General features: G+C 59.1%; 16 protein-coding genes. 14 read left to right on the forward strand and 2 right to left on the reverse strand.

What is annotated here, in order from left to right:
• Window positions 1-77: 77 nt before the first annotated feature.
• From RHM68_RS19765 to RHM68_RS19800, 8 genes are all read left to right on the forward strand, one after another.
• Window positions 78-824 (forward strand): amino acid ABC transporter permease, encoded by a 747-nt coding sequence (locus RHM68_RS19765; protein ID WP_322218145.1) that lies wholly within the window; start codon window positions 78-80, stop codon window positions 822-824.
• Window positions 824-1,495 carry an amino acid ABC transporter permease gene (locus RHM68_RS19770; protein ID WP_322218148.1) on the forward strand — a complete coding sequence of 224 codons (672 nt, stop codon included), beginning with the start codon at window positions 824-826 and terminating at the stop codon, window positions 1,493-1,495. Before RHM68_RS19765 ends, RHM68_RS19770 begins: the two co-directional genes overlap by 1 nt.
• Window positions 1,492-2,226, forward strand: coding sequence for an amino acid ABC transporter ATP-binding protein (locus RHM68_RS19775; protein WP_322218151.1), 735 nt, complete (start codon window positions 1,492-1,494; stop codon window positions 2,224-2,226). Before RHM68_RS19770 ends, RHM68_RS19775 begins: the two co-directional genes overlap by 4 nt.
• A gap of 111 nt (window positions 2,227-2,337) precedes the next feature.
• Window positions 2,338-4,257: a sensor histidine kinase gene (locus tag RHM68_RS19780; RefSeq protein WP_322218155.1), complete on the forward strand. Its 1,920-nt coding sequence runs from the start codon at window positions 2,338-2,340 to the stop codon at window positions 4,255-4,257.
• Window positions 4,241-5,569: a sigma-54 dependent transcriptional regulator gene (locus RHM68_RS19785; RefSeq protein WP_322218157.1), complete on the forward strand. Its 1,329-nt coding sequence runs from the start codon at window positions 4,241-4,243 to the stop codon at window positions 5,567-5,569. Before RHM68_RS19780 ends, RHM68_RS19785 begins: the two co-directional genes overlap by 17 nt.
• An 8-nt stretch (window positions 5,570-5,577) precedes the next feature.
• Window positions 5,578-5,907 (forward strand): GlpM family protein, encoded by a 330-nt coding sequence (locus RHM68_RS19790; RefSeq protein ID WP_322223870.1) that lies wholly within the window; start codon window positions 5,578-5,580, stop codon window positions 5,905-5,907.
• 336 nt (window positions 5,908-6,243) lie between these two features.
• Window positions 6,244-6,618 carry a transporter gene (locus tag RHM68_RS19795; protein ID WP_322218161.1) on the forward strand — a complete coding sequence of 125 codons (375 nt, stop codon included), beginning with the start codon at window positions 6,244-6,246 and terminating at the stop codon, window positions 6,616-6,618.
• Window positions 6,619-6,649: 31 nt separating this feature from the next.
• Window positions 6,650-7,033, forward strand: a complete 384-nt coding sequence (locus tag RHM68_RS19800) for an EamA family transporter (protein WP_322218164.1) — start codon at window positions 6,650-6,652, stop codon at window positions 7,031-7,033.
• Between the two features lie 42 nt (window positions 7,034-7,075).
• Here the strand turns inward: RHM68_RS19800 and RHM68_RS19805 are convergent, their stop codons facing one another.
• Window positions 7,076-7,828: a MipA/OmpV family protein gene (locus RHM68_RS19805; protein ID WP_322218166.1), complete on the reverse strand. Its 753-nt coding sequence runs from the start codon at window positions 7,826-7,828 to the stop codon at window positions 7,076-7,078.
• A 214-nt stretch (window positions 7,829-8,042) separates the two neighbouring features.
• Between RHM68_RS19805 and RHM68_RS19810 the strand changes: the two genes are divergently transcribed.
• Genes RHM68_RS19810 through RHM68_RS19835 form a run of 6 tightly spaced genes read left to right on the forward strand, consistent with a single transcriptional unit; the run spans window position 8,043 to window position 15,319 of the window.
• The gene (locus tag RHM68_RS19810) at window positions 8,043-8,765 is read left to right on the forward strand and encodes an HAD-IB family phosphatase (RefSeq protein WP_322218169.1); all 723 of its coding nucleotides are present in this window, start codon (window positions 8,043-8,045) and stop codon (window positions 8,763-8,765) included.
• Entirely contained in the window at window positions 8,758-10,152 is a 1,395-nt protein-coding gene (locus RHM68_RS19815; protein ID WP_322218171.1) for an aspartate aminotransferase family protein, read from the forward strand. The genes RHM68_RS19810 and RHM68_RS19815 overlap by 8 nt, the downstream gene beginning before the upstream one ends.
• On the forward strand, window positions 10,149-11,027 hold the full coding sequence (locus RHM68_RS19820; protein WP_322218174.1) for an alpha/beta hydrolase: 879 nt from the start codon (window positions 10,149-10,151) through the stop codon (window positions 11,025-11,027). The genes RHM68_RS19815 and RHM68_RS19820 overlap by 4 nt, the downstream gene beginning before the upstream one ends.
• 14 nt (window positions 11,028-11,041) lie before the next feature.
• Window positions 11,042-12,169 carry a GNAT family N-acetyltransferase gene (locus RHM68_RS19825; RefSeq protein ID WP_322218177.1) on the forward strand — a complete coding sequence of 376 codons (1,128 nt, stop codon included), beginning with the start codon at window positions 11,042-11,044 and terminating at the stop codon, window positions 12,167-12,169.
• The gene (locus RHM68_RS19830; protein ID WP_322218179.1) at window positions 12,166-13,938 is read left to right on the forward strand and encodes a sensor histidine kinase; all 1,773 of its coding nucleotides are present in this window, start codon (window positions 12,166-12,168) and stop codon (window positions 13,936-13,938) included. Before RHM68_RS19825 ends, RHM68_RS19830 begins: the two co-directional genes overlap by 4 nt.
• Entirely contained in the window at window positions 13,928-15,319 is a 1,392-nt protein-coding gene (locus RHM68_RS19835) for a sigma-54 dependent transcriptional regulator (protein WP_322218182.1), read from the forward strand. Before RHM68_RS19830 ends, RHM68_RS19835 begins: the two co-directional genes overlap by 11 nt.
• Window positions 15,320-15,331: 12 nt before the next feature.
• Here the strand turns inward: RHM68_RS19835 and RHM68_RS19840 are convergent, their stop codons facing one another.
• Window positions 15,332-15,997, reverse strand: a complete 666-nt coding sequence (locus RHM68_RS19840) for a DsbA family oxidoreductase (protein ID WP_322218185.1) — start codon at window positions 15,995-15,997, stop codon at window positions 15,332-15,334.
• Window positions 15,998-16,066: the final 69 nt, after the last annotated feature.

The following is a 16,066-nucleotide window of genomic DNA, read 5'->3' on the forward strand; positions in this document are numbered from 1 at the left end:
TGACCGTCAAGGTCGGATGGGAACGGAGTTTCCCCAGGCGGGCACTTGTACATTGATCGATCCGAGGGGAGACCCTAATGAATTACAACTGGGACTGGGGCGTGTTCTTCAAGTCCACCGGCGTGGGCAGCGAGACCTATCTCGACTGGTTCATCTCCGGCTTGGGCTGGACCATTGCCATCGCCGTCGTGGCCTGGATTGTTGCCTTGCTGCTGGGCTCAATCCTGGGTGTCATGCGCACCGTGCCGAACCGCGTCGTATCGGGCATCGCGACCTGCTACGTCGAACTATTCCGTAACGTGCCACTGCTGGTTCAGCTGTTCATCTGGTACTTCCTGGTGCCCGATCTGCTGCCGCAAAACCTGCAGGACTGGTACAAGCAAGACCTGAACCCAACCACCTCGGCCTACCTGAGCGTTGTCGTGTGCCTGGGCCTGTTCACCGCTGCTCGCGTTTGCGAACAAGTGCGCACCGGTATTCAGGCGCTCCCCCGAGGCCAGGAATCCGCTGCACGCGCCATGGGCTTCAAGTTGCCGCAGATCTACTGGAATGTGCTGCTGCCCCAGGCTTATCGCATCATCATTCCGCCGCTTACCTCCGAATTCCTGAACGTCTTCAAGAACTCCTCCGTAGCCTCGCTGATCGGTCTGATGGAGCTGCTTGCACAGACCAAACAGACCGCCGAGTTTTCCGCGAACCTGTTCGAAGCCTTCACCCTTGCCACCCTGATCTACTTCACCCTAAACATGAGCCTGATGTTACTGATGCGCCTGGTCGAGAAGAAAGTCGCCGTACCCGGCCTGATCTCCGTAGGGGGTAAATGATGGAATTCGATTTCAGCGGCATTATTCCGTCCCTGCCCGGCCTGTGGAACGGCATGGTCATGACCCTGCAACTGATGGTGCTAGGCGTCGTTGGCGGGCTGATTCTCGGCACGATCCTGGCGTTGATGCGCTTGTCGTCAAGCAAGCTACTGTCCAGGCTTGCCGGCGCTTACGTTAACTATTTCCGTTCCATCCCGCTGCTGTTGGTGATTACCTGGTTCTATCTGGCGGTGCCGTTCGTATTGCGCTGGATCACCGGCGAAGACACCCCCATCGGCGCGTTTGCCTCGTGCATCGTCGCGTTCATGATGTTTGAAGCGGCGTATTTCTGCGAAATCGTCCGGGCCGGCGTGCAGTCGATCCCCAAGGGGCAGATGGGCGCCGCCCAGGCGCTGGGCATGAGCTACGGCCAAATGATGCGCTTGATCATCCTGCCGCAAGCCTTTCGCAAGATGACCCCGCTACTGCTGCAACAAAGCATCATCCTGTTTCAGGACACCTCGCTGGTCTACACCGTCGGCTTGGTGGACTTCCTCAATGCTTCGCGGGCCAGTGGTGACATCATCGGCCGCTCCAATGAGTTCCTGATCTTCGCAGGTCTCGTGTACTTCACAATCAGCTTTGCCGCCTCGCTGCTGGTCAAGCGTCTGCAAAAAAGGTTTGCCGTATGATCTCTATCAAGAACATCAACAAGTGGTATGGCGACTTCCAGGTCCTGACTGATTGCAGTACCGAGGTCAAAAAAGGCGAAGTGATTGTGGTGTGCGGGCCATCGGGCTCGGGCAAATCCACCTTGATCAAATGCGTGAACGCCCTGGAACCGTTCCAGAAAGGCGACATCGTGGTCGATGGCACCTCCATCGCCAACCCGAAGACCAACCTGCCAAAACTGCGCTCGCGCGTTGGCATGGTGTTCCAGCATTTCGAACTCTTCCCGCACCTGACCATCACCGAAAACCTGACCATCGCGCAGATCAAGGTGCTGGGACGGAGCAAGGAAGAGGCGACCAAAAAAGGTCTGCAACTGCTGGAGCGCGTCGGTTTGTCGGCCCATGCTCACAAGCACCCGGGCCAACTCTCCGGTGGGCAGCAACAGCGCGTGGCGATTGCCCGAGCGTTGGCCATGGACCCCATCGTCATGCTGTTCGACGAGCCGACCTCGGCGCTGGACCCGGAAATGGTCAATGAAGTGCTCGACGTCATGGTGCAACTGGCCCAGGAAGGCATGACCATGATGTGCGTAACCCACGAGATGGGCTTCGCGCGTAAAGTGGCAGACCGCGTGATCTTCATGGACGCGGGCAAGATCATCGAAGACTGTCCAAAAGAGGAATTTTTCGGTGACATCAGTGCCCGCTCAGAGCGTGCGCAACATTTCCTCGAGAAAATCCTGCAACACTAAGCACCGACTTGCTCGCTGCCACACCAATCCCCTGTGGGAGCGAGCTTGCTCCCACAGGGGAAACGGCGGTGACTCGTAATCAAGTGTTGTGGTTGACCCAAGGCATCTGTGATGAAATGTGACCCCACTCTCTATCGCGCCGCGCCGCCATCACTCGCCGTGAAACCCCGTCTGATTCGCCATCTGTTCCTGCCACCGCTGGTCATCGCCTTGATGATCGGGCTGGGCTACGTCGGCTTCTGGGTCAGCGAGCACTATGGAATTCGCAGCCTGAGCGAAACGGGGCAGCGCCAGCTTGAACTGCACGCGCGCGCGGTAGAGAGTGAGATCAGCAAGTACACCTACCTGCCCAGCCTGCTGGAGCTCGAATCCAGCGTGTCGAAGCTGCTGGACAACCCGTCGCCGGAACTCCGGCAAACGGTCAACGATTACCTCGAAGGCCTGAACCGGCGCAGCCGCAGTCGGGCTATCTATGTGATGGACACCACGGGCCGGGTACTGGCCACCAGCAACTGGCGTGATGTCGACAGTTACCTCGGTGAAGACCTGTCCTTCCGTGCGTATTTCCAGAGTGCTATACGCGGACAGCCGGGGCGCTTTTACGGCATCGGCAGCACCAATGGCGAACCGGGTTATTACCTGGCCCACGGCCTGGAAGAACACGGCAAAATCATCGGCGTGGCCGTGGTCAAGGTCCGCCTCGAAGCCATGGAAGAGCGCTGGCAACGCGCACGACTGGAAGCTTTCGTCAGCGATGAGAATGGCATCATCATTCTGTCGAGCGATCCGGCGCGGCGACTCAAGTCGGTGATACCGCTGAGTGACGAGACCAAAGAAAAACTGGCCCGTAGTCTTCAGTACTACTGGTTTCCGCTGAATGAACTGCAACCGCTGGCCCGCGAAACCCTGGCCGAAGGCGTGGAAAAACTGACCTTCCCGGCCAACAGCGAAGTGGCGTCCGGCGAACAGGACACCACCTACCTGGCCCAAACACGGGCGCTGAGCGATACACCGTGGAACTTCACATTGCTCACGCCGCTGCAAGATTTGAGGCGTGAGGCGATCAATCAGGGAATCCTGGTGGCGGTAGCATTCGCGCTGGTGGCATTTTTGCTGATTGCCTGGAATGAGCGACGCAAGGTGATCGCTACCCGGCTCGCCGCCCGGGAAGCCTTGCAGGAGGCCAACAATCAACTCGAGCGGCGGATTACCGAACGCACCACCGACCTGCGCGCCAGTAATGAACAGCTCAAGGGTCAAATCCGCGAACGACGTCAGGCCGAAGAGACCTTGCGCCGGGCTCAGGATGAACTAGTCCAGGCCGGCAAACTGGCGGCCATCGGCCAAATGTCTACCAGCATCGCCCACGAACTGAATCAACCGCTCGCAGCGCTGCGGACCTTGTCCGGTAACACGGTACGCTTCCTTGAGCGCGGTCAGTTGGACGTGGCCAGCACCAACCTGCAAACCATTAATGAGTTGATCGACCGCATGGGCCGGATTACCGCCAGCCTGCGCTCCTTCGCCAGGCGCGGTGACGATAAGGGTCAGGCCAGCCTTGGCAAAGCAGTGGACGCCGCGTTGCAACTGCTGGGCGGGCGTGTAGACAGTGCTCATCTGCAATTACAGTGCAACTTCGCCGACGTCCAAGTACAGATTGACCAGACGCGTCTGGAGCAGATTCTGGTCAACCTGATCGGCAACGCGCTCGACGCCATGCAGGCTCAGCCGCAGCCCGAGCTATGGCTCGAAGGCGAGGCGTTCGACGGTAAATATCGCCTTCGCGTTCGCGACAACGGCCACGGCATCGATGCCGAAGCGCGCAAGCATCTGTTTGAACCGTTTTTCACCACCAAGCCCGGCTCACAGGGACTGGGTCTCGGCCTGACCCTCTCCGCCAGCCTGGCCGCTGCCACCGGTGGGCACCTGGGTGTCGAACACCCGGCGAGCGGTGGAACCACCTTCGTCCTCAGTTTACCGTTGGTAAGCCCCACTCCCGCCGAGCCGAGCCAATATGAACAACGACCTTAGCGTGCTGATTGTCGAAGACGACCCCCATGTCCTGCTGGGCTGCCAGCAGGCGCTGACCCTTGAAGACATTCCCTGTGTCGGCGTGGGCAGCGCCGAAGAAGCCCTGGAAAGGGTCGGCGATAATTTTGCCGGTATTGTCATCAGCGACATCCGCTTGCCCGGCATCGATGGCCTGGAACTGCTGACACGCCTCAAGGCTCGGGACCGTAGCCTGCCGGTGGTGCTGATCACCGGCCATGGCGACATCTCAATGGCGGTGGGCGCGATGCAGAAAGGTGCCTATGACTTCATGGAGAAACCCTTTTCCCCGGAGCGGTTGGTGGACGTGGCACGGCGCGCGCTGGAGCAACGCAGCCTGGCACGAGAAGTCTCATCGCTGCGGCGGCAATTGGCGGAACGCGATTCCCTGGAAGGCCGGATCATCGGCCGCTCGCCAGCCATGCAAAGCCTGCGGGAACTGATCGCCAACGTCGCTGATACTTCAGCCAACGTGCTGATCGAAGGTGAAACCGGCACCGGTAAGGAGTTGGTCGCGCGCTGCCTGCATGACTTCAGTCGCCGTCACACCAAGCAGTTCGTGGCGCTGAACTGCGGTGGTTTGCCGGAAAATCTCTTCGAAAGCGAAATCTTCGGCCACGAAGCCAATGCGTTTACGGGCGCGGGCAAGCGGCGGATCGGCAAAATCGAGCACGCCGACGGCGGCACGTTGTTCCTCGACGAAGTGGAAAGCATGCCCCTACCCCTGCAGATCAAACTGCTGCGAGTGTTGCAGGAACGCACCCTCGAGCGTCTGGGTTCAAACCAGAGCGTGGCCGTGGATTGCCGGGTGATCGCTGCAACCAAGTCCGACCTCGATGAATCGAGTAAAAAAGGCGAGTTCCGCAGCGACCTGTATTACCGCCTTAACGTGGTCACCCTGGAACTTCCGCCGTTGCGCGAGCGCCGCGAGGACATCCTGCAACTGTTCGAGCACTTCCTCCAACAATCATCCCTGCGCTTCGACCGTGCGGTGCCGGAGTTGGATAACCAGACTTTGTCGAACCTGATGAGCCACGACTGGCCAGGCAACGTGCGAGAACTACGCAACGTCGCCGAGCGTTTTGCACTCGGTCTGCCAGCCTTCAAAAAGTCCGGTGCCAGCGCCAGCAACCAGGGGTTGGCGTTCGCCGAAGCGGTGGAAGCGTTCGAACGCAACCTGCTCAACGATGCGTTACAACGCAGTGGCGGCAACCTGACTCAGGCGAGCCTGGAACTGGGGATGGCCAAGACCACGCTATTCGACAAAGTGAAAAAATACGGGCTGAGCCATTAATGGACCTGATTCTCAAAGCAGCGTTGGGCGCGGCAGTGGTACTGATCCTCGCAGCGCTGGCCAAGACCAAAAACTATTACATCGCAGGCTTGATACCGCTGTTTCCGACCTTCGCCCTGATTGCGCATTACATCGTCGGCAAAGGCCGGTCGCTGGAGGATCTCAAGACCACCATCGTTTTCGGCATGTGGTCGATCATTCCTTACTTCATCTACCTGGCGACCTTGTATGTGATGGTCGACCGGATGCGGCTGGAAGCCTCCCTCGCTGTCGCGGCGGTGGCGTGGTTGATCGCGGCAACGGTGTTGGTGAGCGTGTGGCTTCGCTTCCACACCTGAAGCCGAGGGACGCTGACACGATGACTGGCCCGCCCCTCCTCTGCGAACGGGCCTTTGTGGCGAGGGCATCTATGCCCGTGAGGGCGCAGCAGTGGTAAACCTCACGCTCATTAGTCCTGACAAGCTTGGTGATAGGTTTTCTTGAGGCTGCTTCGCGATCCAACGGCGATAAATCCTCACACCACAAAGCTCGACCTGCCAACGACTACACGTCTACTGGCCCGGCCCTTGCATTTATCCGCAACGCCCTCCCGGTGTCTGGGAGGATCTGCCAAGGGTAAACCTGAAGTTGAATATTTTCCCCAGCGCACCGTCCCTGACCGAGGGAACGTGCCCATGACCTTCACCGTGATTATGCTGGTGGCGTTCTCCATCGTGCTGGACGTGGTCGGCCAGCTCTGTTTCAAGCTTGGTCTCGATCGCTTACCGGAACTTGAGGGTGGTTTTCGGCTGAACGCATTCTGGGGCCAAGTGTTCAATGCACCGCTGCTGTGGTGCGGGATCGGCGCCTACGCGCTCGAATTTTTCGTCTGGCTCGAAGCCCTGTCGCGCGCGCCTCTGAGCCTATTGTTCCCCGCCGGCGCGCTGGCCTATTGCGGGGTGGTGCTGGCCGGCAAAGTGGTGCTGGGTGAAACCGTCAGCCCACGGCGCTGGCTCGCGACCCTGGTGATTACGGTGGGCGTGATGCTCGTGTGTGTCGGCCATGCCTGATTCTCAATTGATCATCAAAAGGAACACCTCGATGGACTGGCTCCACGGCCGCGTCGGCACAGTCGTGCTCTGGGCACTGCTGATCATTCTCGAAAGCGCCGGGCAAATCGCGACCAAGGTCGGCGGCGATCAGTTGGGGCAAATGACATTTACCCTGCAATGGTTGCAGACCGTGGTGGTCGATCCGGGCGTATTGTTTGCGGTTGGCTGCGGCATTGGCGCCTTCTTTGTCTGGATGCTGATTTTGCGCCGTAGCAGCTTATCCCTAGCGTTTCCGCTCAGTTCTCTGGTGTTTGTGGGGGTCTTGCTCGGTTCATGGCTGGGGCTGGGCGAGCAGATCAGCCTACTGCACTGGGTCGGCGTGGCGGTGATCATCGGCGGCATTGCGTTACTGGCGGAGGGCGAGCAAGCCTGACGGCACTCCCCCCCCTCTTCACGGAGTAGTCAGCGGTTCAGATCAGTCGAATTTGTAAGCGACAGCGGCCTGCACTTCCCCTTGATCGCTGCGCCCGACTTGCTTGACGATGCTGCTGTCCGCCGCTGAGCCCGTCAGGTGAATCCAGCTGGCACTGGTCAGCAGCGACCAGTGTTGAGCCAGAGGAAACTCAAAACTCTGGGTCAGAGCCACGTTCTGCACACCGCCACTGGCCTTGTACCGGCTAAAGCCCGAGACCCGGGACTCGTGGCCACCGACGCCATAAAAGGCCTGGTTTTGCTCGGCGTCGACAATGTGCGCCGTCAGGTTGCTGCTGCCGATCACGCCACCACCCAGTGGATAACCTATTTCGCCGCCCACCCGGCCCACCACACCGCGCTGCCCTCCGACCGCCTCGCCAACCGTCGCAAACACTCGCCAGAAATCAGCCGGCGCGTACTGCACAAAGCCGCCGACAACGCCCATGTCTGGCACGTTTTTCAGGCCTTGCAGATCACCGTTGGAGGTGCGGCCCGCCAGGTAGTTCAGGAACGGACCGGCACTGAAACCGTTGGCCTTGAAGGCGCGCCAAGTCAGCCCATCATCGGTGCTGAGACTGACATCGCCCCAGTCCAGGTCGAGGTAAGGCACGGGCCGGGTTTCATAGCGGCTGCCGGTCGGATCGTGGGGCTGATAACTCAGGCCCATGCCCGCTTCACCGGTAATGCCGGCGGCCATGACGCTGGCGGAGAAGCCCGTCAGTGCGGCGACACATGCGTAACAGATCCTCTTCATGAGGCACTTCCTTATCTAGGTATGCGCGCATCAATCCTGAGATGACTCTGGCGCGCAAGCACTCATGTTGTTTGTAGCAAGCTACAAAAATTGTAGCTTCATATTACAACAGAGCCGCGCTACCCCGCCATTACTGGGCCATCTGCACTTGGCACAGTCCCTGCTCTAGCCCTTGCAAGCGCAGAGAGCGCATCCTGCCCAATAGGTACTGCAGATGATTGACTGGCATATCGTGTGTGATTTCGACGGGACCATTACCCCTACCGACGTGATCGACAGCATTCTCCAGCGTTTCGCCGACCCACGCTGGGAAGCGATCGAAAACGAGTGGCTCGCCGGCGATATCGGTTCGCGTGAATGCCTCAGCCGCCAGCTATCGCTGGTCAAGGCCACGCCCAACCAACTGCTCGAATTCTTCGACACCATCGAGATAGACCCGGACTTTCCGGACTTCGTCGATCACGTGGTCGGCCTCGGTGCGACCCTTGAAGTGGTCAGCGACGGCATCGAACAAGGCATCGCACGGATCCTGGCACGTAATTACGTGACCTTGCTGCCGATCCTTGCCAACCGCTTGCGTCAACTTGACCACGACAGCTGGCGCATCGATTTTCCGTATTCGAGCGACGCCTGCCGCGCCGCTTCCGGCAACTGCAAATGCAAATCCACACCCAAGTCCAAGCGGGTGTTGGTAATCGGTGACGGCCAGTCAGACATGTGCGTGGCTTCCACCGCCGATTTCGTGTTCGCCAAGGATCGCCTGGCCGAACACTGCGAGCGCAACGGCATCGCCTACGCCCGCTTCGACAGCTTCGCTGAAATCCCGGCCTTGCTGGCCATGCTGCCAGCAGGACGCGCGGCCAACGCGACCGCGTTCGCCCTTGAATCTTCTTCTGACCACACGTCAAACAATCAGGAACTCTTCCACCATGTCTGATATTCGAATTGCAACACCTGAAGACCAGATCCTTCTGGAAAAAGAAGCTAAATACTGCTCCTACGGCGACACCGTTCACTACATCGACCCGCCACGTATTTTCAGCCGCTGCGAAGGTTCCTATGTCTGGGACACCGAAGACCAGGCCTACCTCGACCTGCAAATGTGGTACTCGGCCGTTAACTTCGGTTACGCCAACCCGCGCCTGAACAACGCGCTGAAACAGCAGATCGATACCCTGCCGCAGATCGCCAGCCAATACCTGCACAAAGGCAAAATCGAGCTGTCAGAAATGATCGCGGTCGATGCCAAGAACAAGTTCGGCCTCGACGGTCGCGTTCACTTCAACGTCGGCGGTTCGCAGTCCATCGAAGACTCGTTGAAAGTCGTGCGTAACGCCTCCAACGGCAAAAGCCTGATGTTCGCCTTCGAAGGCGGCTACCACGGCCGGACACTCGGCGCATCGTCGATCACTTCGAGCTTCCGCTACCGTCGCCGCTACGGCCACTTCGGCGAGCGCGCCAACTTCATCCCGTTCCCGTACCACTTCCGCGGCCCGAAAGGCATGACCAAGGAAGAATACGGCAGCCACTGCGTGCAGCAGTTCGCCCGCCTGTTCGAAACTGAATACAACGGCGTCTGGGACCCTAAAACCAATCAGTGCGAATACGCAGCCTTCTACGTCGAGCCGATCCAGGGCACCGGCGGCTACGTGATCCCGCCGATGAACTTCTACAGCGAACTCAAGCACGTACTCGATCAGCACGGCATCCTAATGGTCGTCGATGAAATCCAGATGGGCTTCTGGCGTACCGGCAAGCTGTGGTCGATTGAACACTTCGACGTCAAACCGGACGTGATCGTCTTCGGTAAAGCGCTGACCAACGGCCTCAATCCGCTGGGCGGCATCTGGGCCAAAGAAGAACTGATCAACCCGAAAATCTTCCCGCCAGGCTCCACTCACTCCACCTTCGCGTCTAACCCGTTGGGGACTGCGGTCGGTCTGGAAATGTTCAAGATGACCAGCGAAGTCGACTACGGCGCGATGGTTATGGCCAAGGGCAAGTACTTCCTGGAAGGCTTGAAAGAGCTGCAAAAACGCTACCCGATCATCGGCGACGTCGATGGCCTGGGCCTGGCCCTGCGCTGCGAAATCTGCGGCCTGGATGGTTTCACTCCAGACAAGGCGACCCTGGACTTCATGGTTGACGAAGGCATGAAGGGTGACATCGAAGTCGACGGCAAACGCCTGGGCTTAATCCTCGACGTGGGCGGTTACTACAAAAACGTAATCACCCTGGCACCGTCGCTGGAAATCAGCTACCCGGAAATCGATTTGGGTATCGCCCTCCTCGACCGCCTCCTGCACCGGGCCATGAAACGATGAACACACCTGAGATCGATCTGGGCGAAGGTAGCGCCGGTTTCGTTCTCGGCACAGGCGAGGTCGCGGTGGTGTTGATCCACGGCCTTACCGGCACCCCGACGGAACTCCGTCGGGTGGCCGTGGGCCTGGCGAAAGCCGGGCACACGGTGTACGTGCCGACCCTGGCAGGACACTGCGGGGGCAATGCCGACCTGCAAGCCACCGGTTGGCGTGACTGGTACGAAAGCGCACGCAACACCTTCGTCGGTGTACGCCGTAAGCACGAAAAAGTGTACGTCGGTGGTTTATCGATGGGCGCAGTGCTGTCGATGTACATGGCCGCCGAGCACCCAGGGCAAATCGAAGGTTTGCTGCTGTATTCGACCACCCTGCGCTACGACGGCTGGAGCATCAACAAACTGGCGTTCCTTACGCCGCTGCTGATGAAAATTCCGTTCGGTGTGCGCCTCTGCAGTTTTGAAGAAAAACCACCCTATGGCATCAAGAATGAACGCTTGCGGTCCATTGTTGAACGCCAGATGAAGGAAGGGCAAAGCAGCCAGGCTGGTTTGCTGACCATGGAAGGCGTTACCGTGCGCGAACTGCACCGGCTGAACGCCGAGGTGAAAAAGCGCATGCCTTCAATCACGACTCCGACGCTGGTGATTCACTCCATTGAGGACGACATCACGAGCCGCTGGAATGCCGATTATGTCGAACGCAAACTCGGCGGTCTGGTGGTCAAGGTTCTTCTCGACGACTGCTACCACATGATCACTGTCGACTTGCAATACCGCCGGGTGATTGAGCTCAGCGTGGATTTCATCGAACAACGCTTCATGCAACAACGATCCGCACCGCAACCCCTGCTCGAAGAGTATCGGCAGCTGGCGTAATCCAAGGAAAGAACGTGATCACTGCCCTTGCCTTCTCGACGATCGAAGCCATCGACCGCTGTGCCTGGAATAACTGTTTCCCCGAAGAGCTGGAGGACTGGGATTACTACCGGGCCATCGAACAGGCAGGCATTGTCGGTTTTCAGTGGCGCTATCTGGCGCTGTACGAAAACGACGTGCTGATGGCGGCGGCGGTGGCCTTCACCACCGCCTATTCGCTGGATTCTTCGATTCAAGGGCTGGGCAAGCACATCAGCACCCGACTACGCCGCTGGTGGCCGAGTCTGTTCGAGGTGCGCATTTACGCGCTCGGTTCGCCGGTTGCAGAACAATGCCACGTCGCAACAGCGCGCCATGTCGGATCGGCCCAGCGTCCAGTGTTGCTTGCGCAACTGTTGGTTCTGGCTCGCAACGACGCGGATCAGGCCGACATCGGTCTGCTGGCCGTCAAGGACGCCTCTCATCGCGACCCGCAGTGGTTGCAAGCCTGCCGTGAAGCGGGCCTGCAAAGCTTGCCCGGTTTACCCAACGCCGAGTTGCCAATCACCTTTGGCTCGGTGGAGGCGTACCTGGGAAGTCTGGGCAAATCCACCCGCAAAGACCTGCGCCGCACCCTGCGCGAACGAGGCCCACGCGTCGAATGGCGCCGTTCGGTGCAAGACCTGCTGCCGCGCATGATGCAACTCTACGAAGCCACCCTGGCCCGCAGCGAGCTGGCCTGTGATCACTTGCCCGCGGCCTATTTGCGTCAGGTCGTTGAACACCTCGATGCGCGTGCCGCTTGCGTGCTTTATTGGCAAGGTGAAGAACTGGTGGCATTCAACCTCGTGCTACTGGACAAACACCGGCTTGTGGATAAATTTTTCGCCCACGATCCGACCGTCACCCGAGAACACAACCTGTACGTGCGTAAATGGTTGGCGAATGTCGACTACTGTATTGAGCACAGGATTGCGATCTACGAGTGCGGCACGTCAGCCGATGCCAGTAAGCTGCACCTGGGTTGCTCGTTTATTGGCAACACCCTGTTCTTCCGCCATCGCAACCGATTGTTCAACTACGGGCTGCGGCTGGTAAAAATGTTGATTCGAGCGGACCGATCCGCCCCTGCCATGGTTGCTGCGATAAGCGAAACCCGATGACCAAAGACCGACGCGCCAATGCCCGACCTTTCGCCCTCTCCGGCTGGAGCCTGCAACGCAAACTGGTGCTCGCATTCTGGCTGGTCAGTGTCATCCCGACGATGATTGCCGCCGAACTGGCGGCCACCACCCTGTCGACGATTTTTGACAGTAACGTGCGGATCTGGCTGAAAGAATCGACCAAGATCGTTGAGGATGAAATAACCGAAATCCTGCGCGGCAACGCCCGGATTGCGCAGCTGTTCCTGCGCTATACGCGCCCGGCTACCGACAGAGTGTCCACCAAGCACGACAAACTGGCCGCCGAAATTGCCAGTTCCATGGGGATTGATGTGGTGGCGCTGGTGCGTGATAGCGACCACAAGGTGATGTTCAGTACGGTTGCCGATGACATCGTGCGACAGATCAGCACCGAACCCAAAGCCGTGTTACAGACCCTGCAAATTGGTGGTGCTGCGACCGGCACGGTGGTCTCGACCTTCGAAACGGAGCAGGCCGGGGTCGGCTACAAACTGGTGATCGCCACCTACCTGGACAGCGGCTTCCTTACCAGCGTGGGTGACGTGCATTCTCTGGACCTGCGCCTGTACCTGGCCAAGGGCGATAGCTTTTCGGAGATATTTTCCAGTCAGCGCTTCGAGGATCACCCGGCGGCCGTGCCGGAGAAAATCGAACAGATCCTGCGGACGACCAAGCAGCCGACTGAGCAATTCACCAATCGCTTTAGCGGAATCTATCGGCCAATCCTCAACGAAAACGGTGAACTCCAGGGCGTGATCTTCAGCGGCCTGCTGCGCCATACCAGCCTGGTCGGGCTGGTCAATGAGAGCAGCCTGTTCATTCTGATTTTCATCCTCAGTTCGGCGGCCTCTCTGGCGGTTGGCTGGTTGGTTTCGCAGCGTTTGACCCAACCCTTGCGCGGCCTCTCCAAAGGCGTACAAGCGGTGATTGCCGGTGATTATCGCCAGCGTCTGCCCGTCACTGGTGGTGATGAACTGGCAGAGCTGAGCAGCACCTTCAACCACATGAGCGAACGCCTGGGCGAGTTACACAACCTCGAATCACAACTGCGCCGCCGTGACCGTCTGCATGCGCTGGGTGAAGTCGCCATGGGCCTGGCCCATGAAATCCGCAACCCGCTGGGGATTATCAAGACCGCCACCCAACTGCTGCACCGGCGCGCCGATTTGCCCGAGACCGACAAGCGTCACCTGGAGTACGTGGTCAGCGAGGTCAGCCGGATCAACGACCTGCTCACCGAGTTTCTCGATTTTGCCAAACCCAGTGCGCCGATGCGTTCGACCCAGCCCGCACGGCCGATGGTGGATGAACTGGTGGGGTTCTGCGCACCGGAACTGGCCAGCCATAACATTGATGTACGCATCGACGACAAGGCCCCCGGCGCGACTATTTACGCCGATGCGCGCCAGTTGAAACAGGCCGGCCTGAACCTGGTCGTCAATGCCATCGACGCCATGCCGGAAGGCGGACGGCTGACCCTGGGAATCACCAGCGACGCCACTTACACCATCATCAGCATCAGCGACACCGGTCAAGGCATCGAACCGGATATGCTCGAACGAATTTTTACGCCGTTTGTCACTACCAAGGCTTCAGGCACCGGGCTGGGGCTGGCGAAGGTCTTTTCGATCATGGAGAACCATGACGGGCGCATCGAATGCGTCAGCGAAAAAGATGCTGGCGCCACCTTCAGCCTATACATTCCGGCCAACGGTGAAGACTTCGACGAGGAAAGCAATGACACATAACGTACTGGTGGTCGACGACGAGCCCAAGCTCTGCGACCTCCTGGCATCGGCCTTGAGTCAGAACGGCATCACGGTGTTTACCGCCGGTAACGGTCTGCACGCACTCAAAATGCTCGAAGCCGAAGACATCGACCTGGTGATCAGTGACTGGCGCATGCCTGGTATGGACGGTCCACAACTGCTGGCGGAAATAAAAAACCGCTACCCGCAGTTGCCCGTGATCGTCATGACCGCCTACAGCACAGTGAAAAACGCTGTGCAGTCGATGCGCAACGGGGCCTACGACTACATTGCCAAGCCCTTCGATATCGATGAGCTGGACATCACCGTCAGCAAAGCCCTGCAATTTCGCGACATTCTCAAAGACAACCAGCGCCTGCGCGCCGAGCTCGATGAACACCAGCAGATTGACAGCCTGGTGGGCGACAGCCCGAGCTTTCGTCTGGTATTGCAAGCGATCGACTCAGTGCGCGAGAGCAACGCAACCATCCTGCTCACCGGCGAAAGCGGCACGGGCAAAGAAATGGTCGCACGGGCCATCCACCAGCACGGCAACCGCGCCGACAAGCCCTTCGTGGCCGTGAACTGTGCAGCGATCCCCGAAGGCCTGCTGGAGAGCGAAATGTTTGGCCACCGCAAAGGTGCATTCACCGGCGCCGTGGCGGATCGGGTTGGGCGCTTTATGCAAGCGGACAAAGGCACGCTGTTTCTCGATGAAATCGGTGAAATGCCCTTGCCTCTGCAAGCGAAAATCCTTCGCGCACTGCAAGAGCGAGTGATCGAGCCCGTGGGCGATACCCGCGAACGCAGGGTCGATGTGCGGGTGATCGCCGCCACTAACAAAAACCTGCTGGAAGCGGTGGCCAACAAGGAGTTTCGCGAAGACCTCTTCTATCGCCTCAACGTATTCCCTATCCCTTTGCCGGCCTTGCGTGATCGGGTCGAAGATATCGCGCCTCTCGCCCGGCATTTCGCGCAGATACTCGGTGCCACCGCGGGCAAGCGCATCAACGGTTTCAGCCCGGCGGCGTTGCAGGCCATGGCCAATTATTCATGGCCGGGGAATATTCGCGAACTGCAAAACTGCGTGGAGCGGGCGACCATCGTTGCGTCTCAGACAGTGATCGAAGAGGACGATCTGCCCGCGTACCTGTTCGCCTCACGACCTACCGAAACGGGCGCACCACTGAGCGATGACAACGGCGTGCCAGCGGACCTGGAAGCGGCGCTGGCGGAAGTCGAGAAGACTTATATTCTGGCGGCCCTTGCGCAAAGCAATGGCGTACAGGCCGCCGCCGCGCAGTTGATCGGGATTTCCGAACGTAGCTTCTGGTACCGCCTGAAAAAGTTAGGGATTCACGTGGACAAAATTGTGCGCTGACGCGTCATTCGCTCAGCGCACCGTCCCACCTTTCGCCTCACTCATGATCTGTCGAATCGCTCCGACAAAGGTTTCAACCGGCTGCGCGCCCGTGAGCGCGTACTGCCCATTGAACACCACTGTGGGCACCGAACTCACGCCACGCGATAGCCACAACTGCTCTTCTTCAAGCACTTCCCGGGTGTACTCATCTGAAGCCAGAATCGCCTCGGCGCGTTGCGGATCCAACCCCACGCGCTGGGCAAGCTGGGCCAGTTGCGTGTGATCTGACGGATTACCACCCTCGGTGAAATAGGCCTTGAACAGCGCCTCTTTCAGATTGAACTGCACCCCTTCCAGCCCCGCCCAGTAGAGCAAGCGGTGCGCATCAAACGTGTTGTAGATGCGGCTGTTGCCATCGGTGCGAAATGCAAACCCCAACTCGGCGCCACGGGCGCGGATCATTTCACGGTTTTTCTGTGATTGCTCCGGGGTGGATCCGTACTTCTCGCCGATGTGCTCGGTAATGTTCTGGCCTTCGGCGCCCATCTTCGGGTTCAACTCAAACGGCTGGAAGCGAATCTCAGCCTGCACTTCGCTGCCCAATTGATCCAGCGCCCGGGTCAAGGCGTAAAGTCCCACCACACACCAGGGGCAGGAAACATCGCTGACGAAATCGATTTTCAGGGGAGCACTCATCACACACCTCGCAGGCTGGGGTCGCGTTGCAAAGTATGCACGATACACCGCTAGAACCCGATTTGTGTG

The organism is Pseudomonas sp. DC1.2 (genome assembly GCF_034351645.1).
Taxonomy (GTDB): domain Bacteria; phylum Pseudomonadota; class Gammaproteobacteria; order Pseudomonadales; family Pseudomonadaceae; genus Aquipseudomonas.

Bases quoted from the DNA above. Each gene is read 5' to 3' on its own strand.
- RHM68_RS19765 (WP_322218145.1), top strand. From the start codon at position 78: ATGAATTACAACTGGGACTGGGGCGTGTTCTTCAAGTCCACCGGCGTG.
- RHM68_RS19770 (WP_322218148.1), top strand. From the start codon at position 824: ATGGAATTCGATTTCAGCGGCATTATTCCGTCCCTGCCCGGCCTGTGG.
- RHM68_RS19775 (WP_322218151.1), top strand. From the start codon at position 1,492: ATGATCTCTATCAAGAACATCAACAAGTGGTATGGCGACTTCCAGGTC.
- RHM68_RS19780 (WP_322218155.1), top strand. From the start codon at position 2,338: ATGAAATGTGACCCCACTCTCTATCGCGCCGCGCCGCCATCACTCGCC.
- RHM68_RS19785 (WP_322218157.1), top strand. From the start codon at position 4,241: ATGAACAACGACCTTAGCGTGCTGATTGTCGAAGACGACCCCCATGTC.
- RHM68_RS19795 (WP_322218161.1), top strand. From the start codon at position 6,244: ATGACCTTCACCGTGATTATGCTGGTGGCGTTCTCCATCGTGCTGGAC.
- RHM68_RS19800 (WP_322218164.1), top strand. From the start codon at position 6,650: ATGGACTGGCTCCACGGCCGCGTCGGCACAGTCGTGCTCTGGGCACTG.
- RHM68_RS19805 (WP_322218166.1), bottom strand. From the start codon at position 7,828: ATGAAGAGGATCTGTTACGCATGTGTCGCCGCACTGACGGGCTTCTCC.
- RHM68_RS19810 (WP_322218169.1), top strand. From the start codon at position 8,043: ATGATTGACTGGCATATCGTGTGTGATTTCGACGGGACCATTACCCCT.
- RHM68_RS19815 (WP_322218171.1), top strand. From the start codon at position 8,758: ATGTCTGATATTCGAATTGCAACACCTGAAGACCAGATCCTTCTGGAA.
- RHM68_RS19820 (WP_322218174.1), top strand. From the start codon at position 10,149: ATGAACACACCTGAGATCGATCTGGGCGAAGGTAGCGCCGGTTTCGTT.
- RHM68_RS19830 (WP_322218179.1), top strand. From the start codon at position 12,166: ATGACCAAAGACCGACGCGCCAATGCCCGACCTTTCGCCCTCTCCGGC.
- RHM68_RS19835 (WP_322218182.1), top strand. From the start codon at position 13,928: ATGACACATAACGTACTGGTGGTCGACGACGAGCCCAAGCTCTGCGAC.
- RHM68_RS19840 (WP_322218185.1), bottom strand. From the start codon at position 15,997: ATGAGTGCTCCCCTGAAAATCGATTTCGTCAGCGATGTTTCCTGCCCC.